The following is a 22,009-nucleotide window of genomic DNA, read 5'->3' as shown; positions in this document are numbered from 1 at the left end:
CCTGTCTGCGACATCGAGGCAAACACAAGGCCGCCCGCATGCGCCGGGGTTCACGCGGCGGACGGCCTCTCACCAGTTGCGTACCGGGACCGACGATCAAGCCTTCGGCGTCTTGATCTCGATTCCCTGGGTGGTGAGGGCGTGCCAGACGCCCTTCAATGCCTGGCCGTTGGTGTCACCGGCCGCATGGTCGCCTGCGAAGAGGTAGACCGGGTGATTGTTGATGGTGAGCTGCTTGGTGCCGTCCTTGCGCGTGACCGAGCCGAGCAGGCTGGCGTCGATGCCCTTGACGTTGGTGGTGGCCGGGACCACCGGCCACTTGGCGGCACAGTCCGCGTAGCAGTTCGACCTCGGAGGACTTGTGGTGTCCTTGTCGAACGCGTACAGGGTACGGCCCACCTCGTTGACGATGATGGTGCCCAGCGTCGGCGACGACGACGTGCTCACCATCCCGGGAGTGGCAGCGGCATCCGACGAAGCCGGTGCGGATGCTGCGGTGGTTGTGCTGCCGTCGCCGGAGGAGCAGGCGGTTGCCAGGGCGGCGACGGCGAGCATGATGGCCGCGGCGGATGCGACGCGGGTGTGAATCTTCATCGGGGTAACCCTCTTGATAGGAATCAGGAATAGCGGTGAGGCGGCTTGGGGCGGCGCACGCCCGGTTGCCCAGGTCGCACGTGCTGGGGCAACCGCTCTGCAGGGGCAACGACGTCAGCTCAGTGGCGTGTCGCCCCGCATCAGGGCAGGCTGGGCCATCACGTGGGCCCGGCAGTGGAGCGGTCCGCGGGATGGTGGTCGAGGCAGGTCAGAGTGGTCGGGTCGTGGCGACCAGGCGTCCCGCATGGTCCATCACGGAGATGGATCGGATGTCGGGAAGGTGCAGGGCACTCGCCCCCGTCACGGCGGCGCTGCCGTTGGGGGTGATCGCCCAGGTGGCCGCCTGTTCCTTGCGGCCGTCCACCGAGGAGACCTGGAGGACGAAGGGTCCTGGTGCTTCTGCGGGCAGGTCGGCCAGGGTGACGCTCACCGCAGTGCCCCAGGGCTTGGCCGTGAGCGTGGCACGGCCGGACACGGAGTACCCGGCGGCCGAGGTGAAGGCCGTGGCCGGGCCGGTCGAGTGCCGGAACGGCAGCATCGACCCCAGTCCGAGCCCGGCAACCACGATCAGGGCCGCAGCCAATGCCAGCCACTGCCGACGAGCCCGGCGCCTGCGTGCGACATCGGCGGCGCGGACCTGCTCCAGCAGACGCTCGAGCCGGGCCGGCGAAGCCGGGGTCGCCGTATCGGTGTCGGCCTCGCGCGTGGCCTGGGGACGGGGCGCGGACATGCCCGGGGCACGGCGGAGCAGTCCCGCCAGTGGGGCCGAGTGCGTGAGCTCGTCACGGCATTCCTGGCACGTGGGCAGGTGGGAATCCAGGACGCGGCGGTCGGTCTCGCTGAGACCGCCCAGCACATACGCACCGATCAGCATGCGCACGTCATCGTGGTCGGTGCTCACCGCAGAACTCCCATTTCTTCAAAGGCTGCGCGCAGGTTGCGTACGGCATAGTAGGCGCGGGACTTGACCGTTCCCTCCGGGATCGTGAGCCGTGACGCGGACTCGGCGACAGTCAGCCCCTCGAAGTACAGCGCCTGGATCACGTCACGATGCTCGCTGGACAAGCGTTCCAACGCTGCGGTAATCACGTGCCCCTCCAGCGCAGCCTCCACATCGTCGGCAGAAGGTACAGCCGCGAGTGCCTCGTTGTCGTAGAGCAGTTGCGGACGCCGCTGCTCAGCGCGCCAGCCGTCGGTGAGCACGTTGCGGGCGATCGTGAAGAGATAGGAGCGGATGGTGGCGTGGCGTGGCTCGATTTTGTTGATGCTGCGCCATGCCCGCAGCAGCGTCTCCTGCACGACGTCCTCCGCCTGCTCAGAACTGTGCACGTACCTGCGCACGAAGGAGAGCAGCACATCGTGGTGCTCGGTGTACAACGCAGTCATCAACTGCTCGTCCGGCGTCACGCTCGATGTCCTCGTCTCGCAGGCTGGGGTCGCTTGGAGCGTCGCCGGGCCCGGGCTGCAGGCGGTGGACAGTCCGCGCCCCGGAGAGGCGCGGAACCAGATCCGATCCATCCGACTCACTTCCGTACCTGACCGCACCGGCTGCGCCGTCTTCGAGGGCGGCTGCGACATGCGGTTTCTTGTGTCCTGAGGCACTGATCGTGTGCCCTTGCGGCTACGTGTACGACGAGCCGGCTGTTTGAGTTCACCCGCAGGCAGCGGACGCACTCAGGTTCTCGCCGTCTGTTGGAGCGAAGGCCCGTCGGCGCCCTTGGTAGCAGGGGTGCCCACAGGAGCGCGTTACCAGCCCCGGGCGCGCGCCACCCAACAAGGCATTACTGGTCGGCCTGCGGGCTGAACCGAGTGCTGCAGGTGGTCGTACACATGGCGGCAAGCCTCTCAACACTCAGGAGAACAAGTCATGAGGAAGAAGAAGCTCGGCTGGGCCCTCGGCGCGGGTTCGGCAGTGATCCTCGGCCTGGGCGCCGCGGCCTCCGGGCTGTCCAGCGCGAACGCCTCGAGCCTGGACACGTCCGCCTCCACCGCAACGCGCCCGGTCAAGGTGGAGGTCCTGGCACCCAAGCGCGGGGACAACGCGGGGGTGGAGGGCAAGGGCTGGGTCGTGGACCTGAAGCTCTCCTTCCGGGTCAAGACCCTGGCCCAGACCGGCTTCAAGGGGCTCCAGCTCACCGGCCCGGCCGAGCACAACAACATTGCCCCCTTCCCCGGCACGTTCTCCACCGGCCAGGACGACAAGATCCCTGGACTGGTCGTGCTGGACTCCACCACCAACAGCACCCTCCCCGGCTTCTCCGGGCCCGGCACCAACCTGGCCAACCTGTTCAACCTCTCCGGCGTCACCAACCGCACTCCGCACAAGACCGAACTGTGGGACACCTGGATCGTCGGCGCCCCCATCGCGGGCCAGAATGTCGACACCACGCTGACCGTGGCCGTCGTCGACGACCTCGACCACGACGGCATCTACAACGACGCACCCAGCGTTGTGAAGGACCTCAACGGCGATGGGGAGATCGACGCCAAGGACCTGGGTCTGATGGGCGTTGCCTCCAACATCGTCACCATCCCCTTCCATATCGAGGCCGACCCCGCCTGAACCCCCGTCAGTTCACGAGGGCGCCGCTGCTGGGCCCGTGAACGCCTGCGCGTGTGCCGAGTGCGCGCCGGCGCTGATGAGACGGAGCGGCGACGATGCCGTCTCGCACGTCTTCGTCTGCTGCTCCGTACGTGGACCCGGGCGGACACGGCACCGTGCTCCACGGGTTCCCGGGCGAAGGCCCCACGGCTTCGTCCGGGAACCTTCTGCGGCCAGTACAAGGACCTCAATCCTCCACGTCCCGCCGCACATGAGAGCCAGACGCACGCGCCGAAACGCGCCCCCAACCCCACCCCACCATGAGGAGCTACTCCCATGAACTCCCGAAAGACCTGTGCGGCCCTGGTGGCCTCCACGGCACTGCTGGTCGTCTCCGGCGCAGCGCCGAGCGCCGCCGCCCCTGCGCCCGGGCACGGCCGCACATCCGTGGCGCTCGCTTGGTACGACACCACAGCCGAGACGATCGCGACGGCCGGCTCATCACTTCCTCCGGTGACCAACAGCCGTACTTGGGCGGTCAGTTGGATCGCGGCGGCGCGGGCCCTGCAACATGTGCCGGCTGGGGTCGACCGTAGGGACTACCAGGACGCGGCGCTGGCCGCCGCGGTGCACCGCGCCCTGGTGGAGCTGGTGCCAACCCGCGCCCCGGAGCTGGATGCCGCCCTGCGGCAGACCCTGGAGCAGATCCCCGACGGCCCGGCCGAGACCTCGGGTGCCACAGCCGGCGAACGCCAGGCGTTGGAGGTCCTGCACGAACGCGAGGGAGACGGCCTCGATGCGGCCTCGGTAAACGCCCCCTTCACCGTGCCGCCGGCCGCGCCGGGCGTCTGGCAACCCACCCCGCCCGCGTTCGCCCCCGCCATCCAGAACGGCACCCGGTTCGCCCGGCCCTTCCTGCTGAAAAGCGGCAGCCAGTTCCGACTGCCCGCGCCTCCCGCTCCGACGTCCAAGCGGTACCAGACCGACCTGAAGGAGGTACGAGACTTCGGCGAGCTGAACAGCACCGTGCGCACCGCGCGGCAGACCGACACGGCCAACTTCTGGTTCGACTCCTCGCCGGCCCTGTGGACCAAGCCGATTCGCGTCGCGCTCGCCGCCACCTCCCACCAGCCGCTGCTCAAACAGGCCGAACTCGTCGCCCTGACCAACGCCACGCTGGTGGATACCCAGATCGCCACCTCCGACAGCAAGTACACCTACCCGCTGTGGCGCCCCGTCACCGCGATCCGAACCGGCGTCGGTGAGATCCCTGCCGACCCGTCATGGACCCCCCTGCACACCACCCCGGCGCATCCGGACTACCCCAGCGGCCACAACACCTACGCAGGTGCGACGGAAACCGTTCTCACCGCCCTCGTAGGACCGCGCACGGCCCCGTTCACCCTGACCAGCGTCACCGCACCAGGCGTCGTCCGCACCTACACCGCGTGGCACCAGCTCACGCTGGAGAACATGGACGCGCGGGTCTGGCTGGGTATCCACACCCGACTCGCGGACGAGGCCGGAGTCGCACTGGGTACCGATGTGGCCAGGTATGGCCTGAACCACGCCCAGTTGCTGTTCCAGGAACACTGAACCGGCCTAGCGAACGCCGCCTCGACTGGGGTCGGCCTCCGGGGGGTGTGGTGCGGGGCATGAAGCGGAGCTGCGGGCGCGCTTAAGAAATCCTCGATGGACCTGTGGCGCGGGGTGCGGCAGATTTCTCCGTGACGGCAGAGGATGGAGCGCGGCAGCCGATCGACGCGCGCTGCCATGCCGTCCCATTCTTCCCCGGGCCGCAGGCTTCCCCCCCCATGCTGCCCCGGCCCGGGGCACTCAACTCCGTACAGCGCAGGGAGCCGCAGCCGTGAAGGCACTCGTGAAGCAGAAGGCCGAGCCGGGACTCTGGCTCATGGACGTGCCCGAGCCGGAGATCGGCCCCTCGGACGTACTGATCAAGGTGCTCCGCACCGGCATCTGCGGTACCGATCTGCACATCCGGAACTACGACGGCTGGGCCCGGCAGGCCGTACGCACCCCGCTCGTCCTCGGACACGAGTTCGTCGGCGAGGTCGCGGAGACCGGCGCCGATGTCGTCGACATCAACGTCGGCGACCTGGTCAGCGGCGAGGGCCACCTGGTCTGCGGGAAGTGCCGCAACTGTCTGGCCGGGCGCCGTCACCTGTGCCGCTCCACGCTCGGGCTCGGCGTCGGCCGGGACGGTGCGTTCGCCGAGTACGTCGCCCTGCCCGCGTCCAACGTGTGGGTCCACCGGGTCCCCGTCGACCTCGACGTCGCGGCGATCTTCGACCCGTTCGGCAACGCCGTGCACACTGCGCTGTCGTTCCCGCTGGTCGGCGAGGACGTACTGATCACCGGCGCAGGGCCGATCGGCATCATGGCGGCGGCGGTCGCCCGGCACGCCGGGGCCCGTAACGTCGTCATCACCGACGTCAGCGAGGCTCGGCTGGAACTGGCCCGGAAGGTCGGCGTCAGCCTGGCTCTCAACGTCACCGAGGAGACCGTCTACGACGGGCAGAAGCGCCTCGGGCTGCGCGAGGGCTTCGATATCGGCCTGGAGATGTCCGGGCGGCCCGAGGCGATGCGCCACATGATCGAGAACATGACGCACGGCGGCCGGATCGCCATGCTCGGGCTGCCGTCCGAGGAGTTCCCCGTCGACTGGTCCCGCATCGTCACCTCGATGATCACCATCAAGGGCATCTACGGCCGTGAGATGTACGAGACCTGGTACGCCATGTCCGTACTGCTGGAGGGCGGCCTCGACCTCACCCCCGTGATCACCGGCCGGTACGGCTTCCGCGACTTCGAAGCGGCCTTCGACGACGCGGCGAGCGGCCGCGGCGGCAAGGTCATCCTCGACTGGACCTCCTGACCCGACGCCTCCGTAGACGAACCGACGCCTCCGTGGACGACGCCACCGTAGACAGCTGGGAGACACCCCTCATGTTCGAATCCGTACGCGACGACATGCGTACCACCCTCGACGAGATCCGGGCCGCCGGACTGCACAAGCCCGAGCGCGTGATCGGCACCCCGCAGTCAGCGACCGTCGCCGTCACCGCGGGCGGCCGCCCCGGCGAGGTGCTCAACTTCTGCGCCAACAACTACCTGGGCCTCGCCGACCACCCCGAGGTGATCGCCGCCGCCCACGAGGCACTGGACCGCTGGGGCTACGGCATGGCCTCGGTCCGCTTCATCTGCGGCACCCAGGAGGTCCACAAGGAGCTGGAGCAGCGGCTCTCCACGTTCCTCGGCCAGGAGGACACGATCCTGTATTCCTCCTGCTTCGACGCCAACGGCGGTGTCTTCGAGACCGTGCTCGGCCCGGAGGACGCGGTCATCTCCGACGCCCTCAACCACGCCTCCATCATCGACGGCATCCGCCTCTCCAAGGCCAAGCGCTTCCGCTACGCCAACCGCGACATGGCCGACCTGGAGACGCAGCTCAAGGAGGCGTCCGGGGCCCGGCGCCGCCTCGTCGTCACCGACGGCGTCTTCTCCATGGACGGATACGTCGCCCCGCTGCGCGAGATCTGCGACCTGGCCGAGCGTTACGACGCCATGGTCATGGTCGACGACTCGCACGCCGTCGGATTCGTCGGCCCCGGCGGCCGCGGCACGCCCGAGCTGCACGACGTGATGGACCGCGTCGACATCATCACCGGCACCCTCGGCAAGGCGCTCGGCGGCGCGTCCGGCGGCTACGTCGCGGCCCGCGCCGAGATCGTCGCGCTGCTGCGCCAGCGCTCCCGCCCGTACCTCTTCTCCAACACCCTCGCCCCGGTCATCGCGGCGGCCTCGCTCAAGGTCCTGGACCTGCTGGAGGCGGCCGGCGACCTGCGCGAGCGGCTCAACGCCAACACCACGCTCTTCCGTACCCGGATGACCGAGGAAGGCTTCGACATCCTGCCCGGCGACCACGCCATCGCCCCCGTCATGATCGGGGACGCGGCGAAGGCAGGCCGGATGGCGGAGCTGCTCCTGGAGCGTGGTGTGTACGTGATCGGGTTCTCGTACCCGGTCGTCCCGCAGGGTGCGGCCCGCATCCGCGTCCAGCTGTCCGCCGCGCACTCCACGGCGGATGTGAACCGGGCAGTGGACGCGTTCGTCGACGCACGGGCCGCGCTGGGGGAGTAGCGCCCGGCTCCGCCACCCGGGCGCCGGGGTCCCCTCCGTGACCTGGGACAATGGGGCACATGATCGATGCACGGCGGCTGCGCATTCTCCGTGCGGTGGCGGACCACCGCACGGTGACCGCCGCAGCCGCCGCGCTGTACCTCACGCCCTCCGCGGTCTCCCAGCAGCTCGCCGCGCTGGAGCAGGAGACCGGGCACCGGCTCGTCGAACGCAACGCGAGAGGTGCCCGGCTCACCCCCGCCGGGGAGATCCTGCTGGCCCACACCAACGCGGTGCTGGCCCAGCTGGAGCGGGCCGAGGCGGAACTCGCCGCCTACAGCGCCGGAGAGGCCGGTACGGTCACGGTCGCCGCGTTCGCCACCGGCATCGGCCTGGTCCTCGCCCCCGCGATCGCCGAGCTGACCCGCACCGCGCCCGGCATCCGGGTCCGCGTCCAGGACGCCGAGGGCGACGCGAGTGTGCCGATGGTGCTGGACCGGCAGGTCGATGTCGCGGTTGCCGTGGAGTACCGGGGCGCGCCGGGCGAGGACGACCGGCGGCTGACCCGGGTGCCGCTGTACTCGGAGCCGTTCGACGCGGTGCTGCCGGTGGGGCACCGGCTGGCCGGGCAGGACACGGTGGCGATCGCCGACCTGGAGCAGGACCCGTGGATCGGGCCGTACCCCGGCAACCCGTGCCACGACGTGGTGGTCCTGTCCTGCGAGTTCGCCGGCTATCAACCCCGGCTGGAGCACTCCTCGGACGATTTCCGGGCGGTGGTCGCGCTCGCCGGAGCGGGGGCCGGGGTGGCGCTGGTGCCGCGCTCGGCACTGCGGGGGATGGAGCTGACGGGTGTGGTGGTGCGGCCCGTGCGGGGCAGCGCGCCGACCCGTCGGGTCTTCGCCGCAGTGCGCCACGGGGCGGAAGGGCACCCGCTGATCACGCCGGTGCTCGACGCGCTGGCTGCGGCGGCGCAGCGCGAGGCGGCGCTGCCGCCGCCCGCCCTGCCGTGACGGAGGATCAACGACCCACGTACACGTAGTAGACGGAGAGTCCGAGGAACACTGCCAGGGCGACAGCACCCTGCAGTGTCCAGGGACCGGTCGCCTCGTCGTAGGGGATATTCGGATCTTTCAGCATTTCGCGCAGTGCCTTGCGGTGCCCCAGAATTCCGACCGGGACGGCGAGGATCAGTCCGCAGTACACGGGGAGCATTTCCGTGAAGGCATCGCCAAATTTGACGCAGTACAACGCTATTGCCGCGAAACTCACCGGTGGGCCGAGGGAAACGATTATTTTGTGATTCCTGGTGGGCATGGCCGGAAGCATGACAGCGAACCAGAACGCAACGCAGACCGCCGATAAGAGCCACCACAGCGGCGAATTGTGCAACGCCATTCCTGTTCCTCACTGGTAGGGGGCGGTGAGACGTTTCATCACCGCGCCGTACCTGCTACCGGTCATGCGGTGAACCAGTCCACGACGGAGGAGACCGAGTCATGGACCCCCTTGAGAGCGATGCCGACCACGGACCCCACGAAGTTGGAACTCCCCCATCCGTAAACCCTGGCATCGTACAAGGCGCTTACTCCGGTGAGGCCGTGCGGTGACACCGCCCGGGCTCAGCCCCGGCGCCCGGCGACGCGGCGTCCCCCGGACGGGCCCGGACGCATCGTCCCAAGCCCGGCCGCCACCACCACGGCCAGCACCAGCGCCCCGTACCGGACTGGGGACAGATACGGCACCGAACCGGTCGTCGACACCGCGAACGCCACCAGCGGCACCGCCGCGACCATGGTGCCGATCACCAGCCCGGCCACCGCCACCAGCCCCGTCTCCACGACCAGCATCCGCCGCACCTGATGTCGGCCCGCGCCGACCATGCGCAGCAGGCGGAACTCCGGGCGGCGGCCCACCGTGATCAGGGACAGCGTGCTGATCACCGCGAGCAACGCGAAGCCGCCGATCACCCCGACCCCGATGATGACCATGGCGTCCGCCTGGTCCGATGACGCAGCGGCGATCCGTACGTCGTCCGCCGTCGCGGCACGCACCCGGACACCGGTGTACGGCGCGAGCGCACGCCGCACCGCGGCGGCCGAAGCGGCACCGCCGTCTGCCGTACGGACCAGGATCCGCTGGTCGCGCGGCGCCGCGGCATGCGCGGCCAGAGTCTGGCGCGGCAGGATGAACTCCCCGAGTCCCAGGGCCCGTTCATAGAGCGCCACCACGCGGAGCCGGACCTCGGTACCGTCACCCAGGCGGAGCTCCACCGTGTCGCCGGTACCGACGTCCAGGTCGGCGGCCCGGTCCTCGCCGACCGCGACCGTGCCCCGGCCTGTGAGGTCCGCGAGATCACCGGCCGTGACGTGCGGATCGAGCGTGCCGGACAGCTGGTCCGCCGTCACCCCCAGGACGGGAAGCCGATCCAGCACCGGATCGCCCAGCTCACTACGGGCCAGAACGACGCCGGAGCGCAGCACACCGGTCGCCGCCGTCACCCCGGGGGCCTCGCGCACCGCCCGGGCCGCACCGGCCGGCAGCCCGGCGGCCGGCCCCGTCACCACCAGGTCCGCCCGGAGCGCGGCGGCGGCCTGCCGGCCGGCGGCCCGTTCCAGCGTCGAGCCCGCCGACAGCTGGACGCAGACGAAGGCCACGACCAGCACGATCGGGGTGATCGCCGCACCGAGCCGACGATGGTGTGCGGCGGCGGACCTGGCGGCCAGGAAGCCGGAGACCCCGCCCAGCCGCCGCACCGGCCCGCCGAGCACCCGCATCGCCACCCGGGCGATCCACGGACCGAGCAGTGCCACCGCGATGATCAGCGAGGTCGCGGCACCCGACGCGGCCACCGCGGCGGCCTGACCGCTCTGTGCCGTCGCCGCGCCGGCCGAACCGACGCCCGCGACGGCCAGCACCACTCCGGCGACCGTACGCACCCGGCCGGGCTCGCCCGGTTCGGGTGCGCGGGCCGCCTCCAGTGCCGCGGCGGGCCGCAGCCGGGTGACGGACCTCGCCGCGAGCACCGACACCGGACGGGCCAGGAGCGTGACGAGGAGCGCCGCCACGGCGCCCGCCGCGAACGGCAGCCACACCGGCACGGGCAGCGGCAGCGGGTCCGTGGCCAGCAGCGACCGCATCAGCAACCCCAGCGGGACGGCACCGATCGCGCCCAGCGCCGCGGCGGCTCCGGCGACCCGGCTCACCTCACGGCCGACGGCCGACCTGAGCTGCCGGGGCGTCGCCCCGACCGCGCGCAGCAACGCCATTTCGCCGGAGCGCTGGTGGACCGCCTGGGAGAGAGTGGTCGCGATCACCAGGAGCGCCACCATGAGGACGGTTCCGGCGATGGAGGCGAGCAGGGGCAGCAGATCGCCGCGGGCGCCGAGCGCGTCGACGTACTCGGCCTGGCCGCGCTCCGAGCCGGTGAGGACCCGGATCCCGCGGTCGCCGTGCGCGCGGTCGGGCAGCGCCGCTGCCAGTGACGCCCGCAGCGTGCCGGCCGGGACGCCCTTCTCGGCGACGATGCCGATGGCATCGACCGTGCCGGGGTGCCCGGCCAGGGCGGTCAGCCGCTGCTCGGTGAAGAAGACGGCGGGGGCGGCGCCCCGGTGCGCGGTGTCGGCGACGCCGCTCACGGTGTACGGGCGGGCAGTCCCGTCAGACTGCAATGTCACATGGCTGCCGGGCTTGCTCCCGGCAGCGGTGGCCAGTGCGCTGTCGATGACCACCTCGGTGGACGTCCTCGGTGCGTGTCCGTCCGTCAGCCGGTACGGAGTGAGCACGGCGGACTCCCAGGACCGGCCGACCGCCGAAGCCGCGTCCCGCCCGGTGTCGCTCCCGGAGCTCACGGCCACCGGCACCGAGTCGTCCGCGACCGCCTTCGCGACGCCGTCGGCGGCGGCCGCCTTCTGCACCGCCGAGCGGTCGAGTCGGACCCGTTCCGGCAGATACGTCGTGGCGGTCTGCGGCTCGCTGCCCCATGGCTTCGCCGTGTACGTCACCTTCTGATCGGCCGCCACCACCGCGTCGGCCCCGGCATAGCGCTCCACCGGCGGCTGCGCCAGCAGCAGCGAACCCAGGACGAAGGCGAACGCGCCGATCAGCGCGGCCGCGGCCGTCGTCGCCGCGAACACCGCCGCCCACGCCCGGCGGTGGGTCTTCAGCGAACGCCGGGCGAGGAACGCCGACGCCCGCCGCACCCCGTGCCGCACATCGGTGCGCGACCTACGCGTGTCCGTAGCCGTATCCGTACGCGTGCTCATCGCAGTCGGCCGCCGTCCATCGTCAGCACGGCGTCCGCCCAGCTCGCCGCCACCGGATCATGGGTGACCATGACGACCGTACGGCCGTCGACCCGTACCGCGTCCCGCAGCAGACCGAGCACCAGCGCCGCCGACTCCGGGTCCAGGGACGCCGTCGGCTCGTCCGCGAAGATCACATCAGGCTCGGTCACCAGCGCGCGCGCCACCGCGACCCGCTGCTGCTGGCCCCCCGAGAGCGTCGCGGGGCCCTGCGCCCCGCGACCCGCCAGGCCGACCCGGGCCAGCAGATCCCGGCCGCGGGCCAGCACCCGTTCGTCCGCCGGATCGGCGCCCGCCAGCACCAGCGGCAGCACGACGTTCTCCTCGATGTTCAACGAAGGCACCAGATTCAGGGCGTGCGACTGGAAGACGAAGCCGATCCGGTCCCGGCGCAACCGGGTCAGCGCGGCCTCGGACAGCGAGCCGAGATCGGTGCCCCCGATCCGTACGGTCCCCGCCGTCGGACGGTCCAGGCCCGCCGCACACTGCAGGAACGTGCTCTTCCCCGATCCCGAGGGGCCGACCACCGCGGTGAAGCTGCCGGCCGGGACCGCGCAGCTCACCGCGTCGAGCGCGATCGCCTCGCGGTCGCCGCCACGCCGTCCGTAGTGTCGGCTCACCGACTCCAGACTCAGCGCGGTCGCCCGCGCCGCTGTGATCGTGTCCACCGTCGACTCCACCGTTCCTTCTCTGCTTCGCACCTTCTGACCTGCATAAACGCTATGAGGAACGGGGTGCCCGGGCGAGGGTGTGCGCTCCCGGACAGGGGTACAGCCAGCTCCACCGTGGTCAGGGAGAGGCCCCCACTCCGGCGGCGGGTGAACCCCCGTAACGTGATGCGTCATGAGCACCACTCCTGCCCCGCTGACGGTCGCCATCCGGCGTTCGTGGGATGCCTCGCGCTATCTGTTCATCGGCATTCCGATCGCGCTGCTCGCATACCTGGGCACGTTCCTGGTGGTGGCGGTTCTGCTGTTCGCCGTCGTGATCGTCGGGCTGCCCGCCCTGCCCGAGGCCGCGAAGGTACTGCGCCGGTTCGCGGAGTTCGAACGCCGCAGGGCGGCCGAGCAACTCGGCGTTCCGTTCACACCGACGCCGTATCCGCCGCTGGACAGCGGTGAACTCTCGGAGCGGGTCCGGCGTGTCCTCACCGACCCGACGGTCTGGCGCGACGCGCTCTGGCTGCCGATCCAAGCGCTCGTGGGCAACGGCCTCGGCTACCTGACGATGGTGCTGTGGCCGGTCGGGCTCTTCTTCGACGGGGCCGCGCTGTCCGTCGTGCACCTGCTGGACCGGCGGGCCGCCGATGAGTACGGGACACCGCTGCCCGCGCGCCAGGGATGGGTGCTGCGCTGGCATTGCGTACTCGCGGATCTGTCTGCGAGCTGGACCCGGTCGCTGCTCACCTCCTCGCCGTCCACCGTGCTCGCCGACCGGATCGCCCAGCTGACCGAGACCCGGGCCGGGGCGGTCGAGGCGCATGGCGCCGAACTGCGACGCATCGAACGGGATCTGCACGACGGCGCCCAGGCCAGGATCGTCGCCCTGTCGATGCGCATCGGCCTCGCCAAACAGCTCCTCGACCGCGACCCGGCCGCCGCGCGCATCCGCCTCGACGAGGCACAGGACGGCGCGGAGGAGGCCCTCGCGGAACTGCGGCACGTGGTGCGCGGCATCCATCCACCCGTACTGACGGACCGTGGACTGGCCGGCGCGGTACGGGCGTTGGCCGCCGACGTCAGCGTGCCCGTCACCGCGGAGCTCGACGGTGTCGAGGACGGGCGAAGGCTGCCGGCCGCGATCGAGGCCGCCGCCTACTTCGTCATCGCCGAGGCCCTCACCAACATCAGCAAACACAGCGGCGCGACGGCCGCGACCGTACGGATCGACCGGACCCCCGGCACCCTGCGGGTGACCATCGGCGACGATGGTCACGGCGGCGCGGACGAACGCGCCGGCAGCGGGCTGGTCGGAATCAGGCGACGGATAGCCGCCCTCGACGGCACCACCCGCATCAACAGCCCCACCGGGGGGCCGACGGAAATCGAAGTGGAGCTGCCGTGCGGATCGTGATCGCCGAGGACAACGCGCTGCTGAGGGAGGGACTGATCCTGCTGCTCACCAGCTCGGGCCACGAGGTGGTGGCCGACGCCGCGACCGGGCCCGAGGTGCTGCCCGCGCTGCTGGCACACCGCCCGGACGCCGCCGTGCTCGACGTACGGCTCCCGCCCACCTTCCGTGACGAGGGGCTGCGCGCCGCCCTCGCCGCCCGCGCGGAGATGCCCGACCTGCCGATCCTGGTGCTCTCCCAGTACGTCGAGGAGACATACGCCGCCGAGCTGCTCGCCCAGGGCGCCCAGGGCATCGGCTACCTGCTGAAGGACCGGGTGGGCCGGGTCGACCAGTTCCTCCAGGCCCTTGACCGGGTGGCGGGCGGCGGCACGGCGCTCGACCCCGAGGTCGTGACCCAGCTGCTGACCCGCAAGTCGTCGGCCCAGCCCCTGCAGAGCCTCACTCCGCGCGAGCGCGAAGTCCTGGAACTGATGGCACAGGGCAAGGCGAACGGCACCATCGCCACCGAACTGGTGGTGACGGAACGGGCCGTGAGCAAGCACATCGGCTCGATCTTCGCCAAGCTCGGCCTGGAACCGGACGACGGCACGGTGCACCGGCGAGTGCTCGCGGTGCTGGCGTACCTGGAGGGCAAGGGCACGCGCTGAGCGAGTGGCGGCTGCTTCCGGGCTCGAGTTCCTCGCTCAGGAGTCGCCGTAAAGCCGCACAACGGCGTACGCCCGCACCGCGAAACCTGATCCCCGCTCGCGCGGACCGGAGCGCACGGGCAGGATGCTGTATGCCGTGTCGCGTCGCCAGGAGGTCCGCATGTCCAGCTCGAACCAGCCCGTACCGTTCACCGCCGACGACTACCGGGCCCGGATGGCGCGCGCCGCCGAGACCGCCGCCGGGGCCGGGCTCGCGGGCGTGCTGGTCGCCCCCGGACCCGACCTGGTGTACCTCACCGGCTACCAGCCCGTGAACACCGAACGCCTCACCGTCCTCGTCCTCACCGCCGGCCAGGACCCGGTCCTCGTCGTCCCGACCCTGGAGGCCCCGGACGCCGAGAGGGCCGTCGGCGCACCGGCCCTGACCCTGCGGGACTGGACCGACGGCAAGGACCCGTACGCCGTCACCGCCCTGCTGCTCGACGACCGGGGCCGGTTCGGGATCAGCGACAACGCCTGGGCGATGCATCTGCTCGGGTTGCAGCGGACGCTTCCGGACACCTCGTACGTCTCCCTCACCGAGGCCCTGCCGATGCTGCGCGCGGTGAAGGACGCCGCTGAGCTGGAGCGGCTCGCGGCTGCCGGGGCCGCCGCGGACGCCACGTACGGCGAGATCCTCAAGGTGCGTTTCGCCGGGCGCAAGGAGACCGACATCGCCGCCGATCTGGCCGATCTGCTCAAGCGGTTCGGGCACTCCCAGGTCGACTTCACCGTCGTCGGCTCCGGCCCGAACGGCGCCAATCCGCACCACGAGGCGGGCGACCGCACCATCGAGCGGGGCGACATGGTCGTGCTCGACTTCGGCGGCCTCAAGCACGGCTACGGCTCCGACACCTCCCGTACGGTCCATGTCGGCGAGCCCACCGCCGAGGAGCAGCGGGTCCACGACATCGTGCGCGAGGCGCAGGAGGCGGGCTTCGACGCGGTCCGGCCCGGCGTCGCCTGCCAGGAGATCGACCGGGCGGCCCGCGCCGTCATCACCGAGTTCGGATACGGCGAGCGCTTCATCCACCGCACCGGCCACGGCATCGGCGTCACCACCCATGAGCCGCCGTACATGATCGAGGGTGAGGAACAGCCGCTGGTGCCCGGGATGTGCTTCTCGGTGGAGCCGGGCATCTATCTGCCGGGCCGGTTCGGCGTCCGGATCGAGGACATCGTGACCGTGACCGAGGACGGCGGCCGTCGCCTCAACAGCACCGCGCGCGAACTGGCGATCGTCGAGTAGCCGGGCGCGGGTGCCGCGGATCAGTCGTCGGCCAGCACCACGCAGGACTCCGGCGGCAGATGCAGCAGCCCGTCGCCGCCCGGGGTCTCCACCGGTTCCCACGCGGCCACAACCCGGCCCGCGCCGCCCCGGCGCCGACCGCCGCCCAGCGGGATCGTGGCCGCTTTCTCGTCGAGGTTGACGGCGATCCGAAGATCGCCCCTGCGGTACGCCAGCCAGCGCGCCTGTTCGTCGTGCGCGGTGCGCACCGACGCCAGGTCCGGGTCGGAGAGGTCGGGCAGGGTGTGGCGCAGGGCGATCAGCTCGCGGTACCAGGCGTACAGACGGGCGTGCGGCTCCCGGGCCGGTTCGCTCCAGTCCAGGCAGGAGCGGTCGCGGGTGGCCGGGTCCTGCGGGTCCGGAACGTCGTCCGCCGCCCAGCCGTGTGCCGCGAACTCCCGCCGTCTGCCGCTGCGTACCGCCTCGGCGAGCGCCGGGTCGGTGTGGTCGGTGAAGAACTGCCAGGGGGTACGGGCGCCCCACTCCTCGCCCATGAACAGCATCGGGGTGAACGGCCCGGTCAGCACGAGGGTCGCGGCGCAGGCCAGCAAGCCGGGGGAGAGGGCGGCGGAGAGCCGGTCGCCCCGGGCCCGGTTGCCGATCTGGTCATGGGTCTGGGCGTAGCCGACGAAGCGGTGGGCCGGGGTGCGGACGATGTCGACGGGGCGGCCGTGGGTACGGCCGCGGAAGCTGGAGTACGTACCGTTGTGGAAGAACGCGCTCGTCACGGTCTTGGCGACGGCGGCCAGCGGAGCCACGGCGAAGTCCGCGTAATAGCCCTGGGACTCGCCGGTCAGCGCGGTGTGCAGGGCGTGGTGGAAGTCGTCGTTCCACTGGGCGTGCAGCCCGATGCCGCCCGATTCGCGCGGCGTCGTCGTCCGCGGATCACAGCGGTCGGACTCGGCGATCAGCGAGAGCGGACGGCCGAGTTCGGCGGCGAGCGCGTCGGTCGCCGTGGCCAGCTCCTCCAGGAACGTCAGCGCCCGGTCGTCGGCCAGGGCGTGGACGGCGTCCAGCCGCAGCCCGTCGAGCCGGTAGTCCCGCAGCCAGGCGAGCGCGCTGCCCAGCAGATACGCCCGCACCTCGTCCGAACCGGGCGCGTCGAGGTTGACCGCCGCGCCCCACGGTGTGCGGTGGGTCTCGGTGAAGTACGGACCGAAGGCCGGGAGGTGGTTGCCGGACGGGCCGAGATGGTTGTGGACCACGTCCAGGACGACCGCGAGCCCGAGACCGTGCGCCGTGTCGACAAAGCGCTTCAGCCCTTCCGGGCCGCCGTACGGCTCGTGCACGGCCCAGAGCGACACCCCCTCGTACCCCCAGCCGTGGGTGCCGGGGAAGGGGCAGACCGGCATCAGCGACACATGGGTGATGCCCAGTTCGGCGAGATGGCCGAGCCGGGCCGCCGCGGCGTCGAAGGTGCCCTCGTCGGTGTACGTACCGATGTGCAGCTCGTACAGGACGGCGCCAGGAAGCCTCCGGCCCGCCCAGTCGTTGCGCCAGGCGTACGCCGAGTGGTCGACGACGGCGCTCTCGCCGTCCGGCCCGTCCGGCTGTCGGCGCGAGCGCGGATCGGGCAGTACGGGACCGGCGCCCCCGTCTTCCCCGCCGCCGGCTTCGCCCCCGTTCAGCACGAAGCCGTAGCGGTCCCCGTCCGACGCCTCCGCCTCGATCGCCCACCAGCCGTCCCGCAGGGGATCACGCCCCATCGCACGCGGCGCCCCCGCCAGTCGCAGTTCCACCGAGTCCGCATCCGGTGCCCATACCTCGAACAGCATGCAACGCTCCTCGTCTCCTCGCTCCCGTGCTCCATGGTCGGCAGTAGCCGCGACGCCTGACTCACGACACTGGATCGAGCCCGATACTGGCGATTAAGGTCTGGCTCTGATCATTGCCCCGTCAGGTTCTGCTCAATACGCACTCCCTCTTACGGCTGTGGAGGCCGAGATGACTGTGCCGCCGTTCCCGCCCGGTTTCCTCTGGGGGGCCTCCGCCTCCGCATTCCAGACCGAAGGCGCGTCCGAGACCGACGGCAAGGGCCCCTCCGGCTGGGACGCCTTCGCCGCGCAGCCCGGACGGATCAAGGACGGCACCGACACCACCCGCGCGACCGGCTTCCACCGGCACTACCGCGAGGACGTCGCCCTCCTGGCCGGCCTCGGCGCCGATGCCTTCCGGTTCTCCATCAGCTGGCCGCGCGTGGTCCCCGGCGGCAGCGGACCGGTCAACCCGCAGGGGCTCGACTTCTACGACCGCCTCGTCGACGAACTCTGCGCCCACGGCATCACCCCGGCCCCCACCCTCTACCACTGGGACACCCCGCTGGCGCTGGACGAGGAGGGCGGCTGGCTCAACCGCGACACCGCCTACCGCTTCGCCGAGTACGCGGGCATCGTCGCCGAGCGCCTCGCCGACCGCGTACCGATGTGGATCACCATCAACGAACCGGCCGAAGTGACGATGCTCGGCTACGCCCTCGGCGAGCACGCACCGGGCCGCACCCTCCTCTTCGACGCCCTGCCCGCGGCCCACCACCAGCTCCTCGCCCACGGCCTGGCCGTCCGCGCCCTGCGCGGCGCGGGCGCGGACAACATCGGCATCGCCGTCTCGCACACCCCCGTCTGGACCGCCGGGGACCGTGACGAGGACCGCCTGGGCGCGGAGCTGTACGACACGATCACCAACTGGATGTTCGCCGACCCGATCCTCACCGGCCGCTACCCGGACGAGAGCTTCGCCGCGCTGATGCCGGGCCCGGTCGAGGACGACCTGTCGACCATCTCCACCCCCATCGACTGGTACGGGGTCAACTACTACAACCCCACCCTGGTCGGTGCCCCGCACACGGAAGCCCTGGACTCCTTCTCCGGCTTCCAGATGCCCGCCGAACTCCCCTTCGGCATTCGCGAGATGGAGGGCTACGAGAAGACCGACTTCGGCTGGCCCGTCGTCCCCGACGGCCTGCGCGAAACCCTCGTCCAGCTCCACAGCCGCTTCGGCGACCGGCTCCCGCCGCTCTACATCACCGAGAACGGCTGCGCCGTCGACGAGCCCGCCCGGGACACCCGCCGGATCGCCTACCTCGAAGGGCACCTGAGGGCCCTGCGCACGGCCATCGACGCGGGCGTCGACGTCCGCGGCTACTTCACCTGGTCGCTCACCGACAACATCGAATGGACCGAGGGCGCCAGCAAGCGGTTCGGCCTGGTCCACATCGACTACGAGACACTGCGCCGGACGCCCAAGGACTCGTACGCCTGGTACCGGGAACTGATCCGCACACAGAAGTCCTCCGCGGCCCGGCACGGTGCCCCGGAGAAGCCCGGAGCTCACTGACCGGCTGATCCCGGTCGTGATCCACGGCCGCCCTGGGGGCAGGAGTCCAGGCGTGGACCACCTTGAGGCCCCGCGACGAACCCTCGAACGACCTCTTCCTCGAACGATCGTGTCAGCGGCCACTCGTGCGGGTGTGGATCTTCCATATCCCGATTCCGGCAATGGCTCCGTGATCAAACTTGCCCTGCGAAGCGGGGATCGACCAGCCAAGAAGTGCTGTGCCGACTGAGCGGGAGCGAAGCTGCAAGGGCTTCGCGCCGTCTGCGGCAGGGTGGACGGCGAGGCCCCGGCGCGTGAGCCCGGGGCAGGAGTCCTGGGCCGGTACGGACACAGGGTAGGGCTATGCACCTGACTCCACATGAACAAGAACGCCTGATGATTCACGTGGCGGCGGACGTCGCCGAGAAGCGCCGGGCGCGGGGGGTGCGGCTCAACTACCCCGAGACGATGGCGTTGTTGATCGTACATGTCCTCGAGGGCGCCCGGGACGGAAGGACCGTCGCCGACCTCATGTCCTCCGGGCGGAAGGTGCTGACGCGGGAGGAGGTCATGGAGGGCGTCCCCGAGATGATCGAGAACGTGCAGGTGGAGGCCACGTTCCCCGACGGCACCAAGCTGGTCACCATCCACGAGCCCCTCCCGGAGGCAGGCCGGGAAGAAGAGCCGGTCGTCTGGCCCGGGAAGGTCGACTTCTCCACGCGCGACGGAGACGAGGTCGTGGTCTTCAACCGGCGCAACAGGGAAGCGAATCAAGTCACAACGCTGATGGTCGAGAACCCGGAGGACCGCCCCGTCCAAGTCGGTTCCCACTACCACTTCGCCGAGGCGAACGACGGGCTGGTTTTCAACCGTAAGGAGGCGTGGGGCAAGCGTCTGAACGTGCCCGCCGGCAGCTCCGTACGTTTCGAGCCCGGCATCACCGAAGAGGTCGAACTCGTGCCCATCGAAGGCGAGCGTGTGGTCCACGGTCTGCGCGAGAGGGTCAAGGGCCTGCCTCGGAAGGTCGAGGGATCGCTCGACAACACCAAGGGTTCGTTCGACGAGGAACGGGTGTGAATTCCGTGACCGAATGCCCCGATTGCTCCTGCTGCCAGGAGACGCCGAAGCCTTCCGACCCGTTGACGCGCGCCGCCTACGCGGACCGGTACGGCCCCACGACCCGCGACCGCATCCGCCTTGCCGACACCGCGCTGCAGATCAAGATCGAGGACGACTGGTCGGGCGGCCCCGAGCACAGCGGCAACGAGATGGTCTTCGGCGGCGGCAAGGTCATCCGGGAGTCGATGGGGCAGTCCATCGCGCCGCGCGACCCGGACAAGTCCGACAAGGCGGCCGGTGGGCGTGTCCTGCCGCCTGACACCGTCATCACCGGCGTTGTCATTCTGGACCACTGGGGCATTGTCAAGGCCGATGTCGCCATCCGGGACGGCAACATCGTCGCGTTCGGCAAGGCGTACAACCCCGAGACCATGAACCGCCTGCACGAGGGGGCGCCCAAGCACAACGGCATCGGCCCGGCTCCCACCGACTTCGTCATCGGTCCGGACACCGAGGTCATCGCGGGCAAGGGCAGGATCCTCACCGCCGGCGGGATCGACACCCACGTCCACTTCATCTGCCCCGACCAGATCGACGAGGCGCTGGCCGCCGGTGTCACCACCTTGATCGGCGGCGGCACGGGTCCGGCGGAGGGCAGCACCGCCACCACCGTGACGCCCGGCTCCTGGCACATCAGCCGCACCTTTGAAGCGCTGGACGCCTTCCCGGTCAACATCGGTCTGCTCGGCAAGGGCGCCACCATGTCGAAGGAGTCCATGCTCGACCAGGTGGACGCCGGCATCATCGGGTTCAAGGTTCACGAGGACTGGGGTGCCACCCCGGCCGTCATCGACCAGTGCCTCGATATCTGCGAAAAGACCGGAGTACAGCTCGCGCTCCACGCCGACTCACTGAACGAGGCCGGCTTCGTCAAGGACACCATCGACGCCATCAAGAAGCGTTCCATCCATGTCTTCCACGTCGAGGGCGCCGGCGGTGGCCACGCCCCGGACATGATCAAAATGGTGCAGGAGGGCAACGTACTGCCCGCCTCCACCAATCCCACCCGGCCGCTGACCGTCAACACGGTCAAGGAACACTTCGACATGGTGATGGTCTGCCATCACCTCAACCCGAGGGTCGAGGAGGACCTGGCCTTCGCGGACTCCCGGATCCGGCCCTCCACGATGGCCGCCGAAGACATCCTGCACGACCTCGGCGCCATCTCGATCATGTCCTCGGACGCCCAGGCCATGGGCCGCATCGGCGAGATGATCATGCGGACCTGGCAGACCGCGCACGTCATGAAGGTACGCCGGGGCTTCCTTGAGGAGGACCTGCCGCAGGACAAGAAGACGAAGGACATGAAGCCGGTGGACGAGCCGGCCGACAACAGGCGGGCCCGCCGGTACGTCGCGAAGTACACCGTCAACCCGGCCATCGCCCAGGGCATCGACCAGGTGGTCGGATCGGTGGAGACCGGCAAACTGGCCGACCTGGTGCTGTGGGAGCCGAAGTTCTTCGGCGTCAAGCCGCACATGGTCATCAAGGGCGGGCAGATCGCGTACGCGCAGGTGGGTGACGCGAACGCGTCCATCCCCACTCCGCAGCCGGTTCTGCCACGCCCCATGTGGGGTTCCACGGGTCTGGCACCGGGAGCCATCTCCTACAACTTCGTCACCCAACGGGCCATCGACCACTTCGCGGCCCAACAGGCCGACGACGCCACCATCAAGAAGGCCGAAGACGGCAGTCGGCCTGAACGGCGCAGGCTGAACAAGCGGTTCAAGGCCATCACCAGCACGCGCGGTGTCTTCAAGAAGCACATGAAGGAGAACGACGCCACCCCCGAGGTCGAGATCGACGCCGACACCTACGAGGTCATTGTCGGCGGCGCGAAGGTGACGGACGTGACGGCCTTCGTCGACGACCACGTCGTCGACCGCGCCTACGCCTCGGAACTGCCGATGGCGCAGCGGTACTTCCTCTTCTGATGATCTCGAAGGAGCAC

Annotated in this window: 18 protein-coding genes; 11 read left to right on the top strand and 7 right to left on the bottom strand. The window is 70.4% G+C overall.

What is annotated here, in order from left to right; all coding sequences use genetic code 11:
• Positions 1–96 precede the first annotated feature (96 nt).
• From ACZ7L9_RS16790 to ACZ7L9_RS16780, 3 genes are all read right to left on the bottom strand, one after another.
• A complete protein-coding gene (locus ACZ7L9_RS16790; protein WP_471415904.1) occupies positions 97–594 on the bottom strand; it encodes a COG4315 family predicted lipoprotein in 498 nt (165 codons plus the stop codon).
• A gap of 208 nt (positions 595–802) precedes the next feature.
• Entirely contained in the window at positions 803–1,495 is a 693-nt protein-coding gene (locus ACZ7L9_RS16785) for an anti-sigma factor family protein (protein ID WP_471415903.1), read from the bottom strand.
• Positions 1,492–2,001: a sigma-70 family RNA polymerase sigma factor gene (locus ACZ7L9_RS16780; RefSeq protein ID WP_471415902.1), complete on the bottom strand. Its 510-nt coding sequence runs from the start codon at positions 1,999–2,001 to the stop codon at positions 1,492–1,494. The genes ACZ7L9_RS16785 and ACZ7L9_RS16780 overlap by 4 nt, the downstream gene beginning before the upstream one ends.
• Before the next feature lie 460 nt (positions 2,002–2,461).
• On the opposite strand from ACZ7L9_RS16780, the gene ACZ7L9_RS16775 reads away from it, so the two are divergent.
• The 5 genes from ACZ7L9_RS16775 to ACZ7L9_RS16755 all read left to right on the top strand — a co-directional run bounded on the left by ACZ7L9_RS16775 (position 2,462) and on the right by ACZ7L9_RS16755 (position 8,289).
• Positions 2,462–3,157 carry a hypothetical protein gene (locus ACZ7L9_RS16775; protein WP_471415901.1) on the top strand — a complete coding sequence of 232 codons (696 nt, stop codon included), beginning with the start codon at positions 2,462–2,464 and terminating at the stop codon, positions 3,155–3,157.
• Positions 3,158–3,472: 315 nt separating this feature from the next.
• Complete coding sequence (locus ACZ7L9_RS16770; protein ID WP_471415900.1) at positions 3,473–4,732, top strand: vanadium-dependent haloperoxidase; 1,260 nt, start codon at positions 3,473–3,475, stop codon at positions 4,730–4,732.
• A 271-nt stretch (positions 4,733–5,003) separates the two neighbouring features.
• Positions 5,004–6,032 (top strand): L-threonine 3-dehydrogenase, encoded by a 1,029-nt coding sequence (gene tdh, locus ACZ7L9_RS16765; RefSeq protein ID WP_471415899.1) that lies wholly within the window; start codon positions 5,004–5,006, stop codon positions 6,030–6,032.
• Between the two features lie 71 nt (positions 6,033–6,103).
• A complete protein-coding gene (locus tag ACZ7L9_RS16760) occupies positions 6,104–7,297 on the top strand; it encodes a glycine C-acetyltransferase (protein WP_471415993.1) in 1,194 nt (397 codons plus the stop codon).
• A gap of 59 nt (positions 7,298–7,356) precedes the next feature.
• Entirely contained in the window at positions 7,357–8,289 is a 933-nt protein-coding gene (locus ACZ7L9_RS16755) for a LysR family transcriptional regulator (RefSeq protein ID WP_471415898.1), read from the top strand.
• Between the two features lie 7 nt (positions 8,290–8,296).
• Here the strand turns inward: ACZ7L9_RS16755 and ACZ7L9_RS16750 are convergent, their stop codons facing one another.
• The 3 genes from ACZ7L9_RS16750 to ACZ7L9_RS16740 all read right to left on the bottom strand — a co-directional run bounded on the left by ACZ7L9_RS16750 (position 8,297) and on the right by ACZ7L9_RS16740 (position 12,260).
• Positions 8,297–8,674 (bottom strand): hypothetical protein, encoded by a 378-nt coding sequence (locus ACZ7L9_RS16750; protein WP_471415897.1) that lies wholly within the window; start codon positions 8,672–8,674, stop codon positions 8,297–8,299.
• 224 nt (positions 8,675–8,898) lie between these two features.
• Positions 8,899–11,541, bottom strand: a complete 2,643-nt coding sequence (locus ACZ7L9_RS16745; RefSeq protein WP_471415896.1) for an FtsX-like permease family protein — start codon at positions 11,539–11,541, stop codon at positions 8,899–8,901.
• Positions 11,538–12,260, bottom strand: a complete 723-nt coding sequence (locus ACZ7L9_RS16740) for an ABC transporter ATP-binding protein (protein WP_471415895.1) — start codon at positions 12,258–12,260, stop codon at positions 11,538–11,540. Before ACZ7L9_RS16740 ends, ACZ7L9_RS16745 begins: the two co-directional genes overlap by 4 nt.
• 163 nt (positions 12,261–12,423) lie before the next feature.
• On the opposite strand from ACZ7L9_RS16740, the gene ACZ7L9_RS16735 reads away from it, so the two are divergent.
• From ACZ7L9_RS16735 to ACZ7L9_RS16725, 3 genes are all read left to right on the top strand, one after another.
• On the top strand, positions 12,424–13,653 hold the full coding sequence (locus tag ACZ7L9_RS16735; protein ID WP_471415894.1) for a sensor histidine kinase: 1,230 nt from the start codon (positions 12,424–12,426) through the stop codon (positions 13,651–13,653).
• Complete coding sequence (locus ACZ7L9_RS16730) at positions 13,641–14,300, top strand: LuxR C-terminal-related transcriptional regulator (protein ID WP_471415893.1); 660 nt, start codon at positions 13,641–13,643, stop codon at positions 14,298–14,300. Before ACZ7L9_RS16735 ends, ACZ7L9_RS16730 begins: the two co-directional genes overlap by 13 nt.
• A gap of 160 nt (positions 14,301–14,460) precedes the next feature.
• A complete protein-coding gene (locus ACZ7L9_RS16725) occupies positions 14,461–15,588 on the top strand; it encodes an aminopeptidase P family protein (protein ID WP_471415892.1) in 1,128 nt (375 codons plus the stop codon).
• 20 nt (positions 15,589–15,608) lie between these two features.
• On the opposite strand, the gene treZ is transcribed toward ACZ7L9_RS16725, so the two are convergent.
• Positions 15,609–17,402, bottom strand: a complete 1,794-nt coding sequence (gene treZ / locus ACZ7L9_RS16720; RefSeq protein ID WP_471415891.1) for a malto-oligosyltrehalose trehalohydrolase — start codon at positions 17,400–17,402, stop codon at positions 15,609–15,611.
• A 169-nt stretch (positions 17,403–17,571) separates the two neighbouring features.
• On the opposite strand from treZ, the gene ACZ7L9_RS16715 reads away from it, so the two are divergent.
• From ACZ7L9_RS16715 to ureC, 3 genes are all read left to right on the top strand, one after another.
• Entirely contained in the window at positions 17,572–18,960 is a 1,389-nt protein-coding gene (locus tag ACZ7L9_RS16715; RefSeq protein WP_471415890.1) for a GH1 family beta-glucosidase, read from the top strand.
• Between the two features lie 342 nt (positions 18,961–19,302).
• Complete coding sequence (locus ACZ7L9_RS16710; protein WP_471415889.1) at positions 19,303–20,016, top strand: urease subunit gamma; 714 nt, start codon at positions 19,303–19,305, stop codon at positions 20,014–20,016.
• Positions 20,017–20,021: 5 nt separating this feature from the next.
• Complete coding sequence (gene ureC, locus ACZ7L9_RS16705; RefSeq protein ID WP_471415992.1) at positions 20,022–21,992, top strand: urease subunit alpha; 1,971 nt, start codon at positions 20,022–20,024, stop codon at positions 21,990–21,992.
• The last annotated feature ends 17 nt before the right edge of the window (positions 21,993–22,009 follow it).

The organism is Streptomyces sp. NPDC111516 (genome assembly GCF_055635345.1).
Note: the sequence above shows the minus strand (reverse complement) of the source record. Positions and strands in the feature narration are given on the sequence as shown.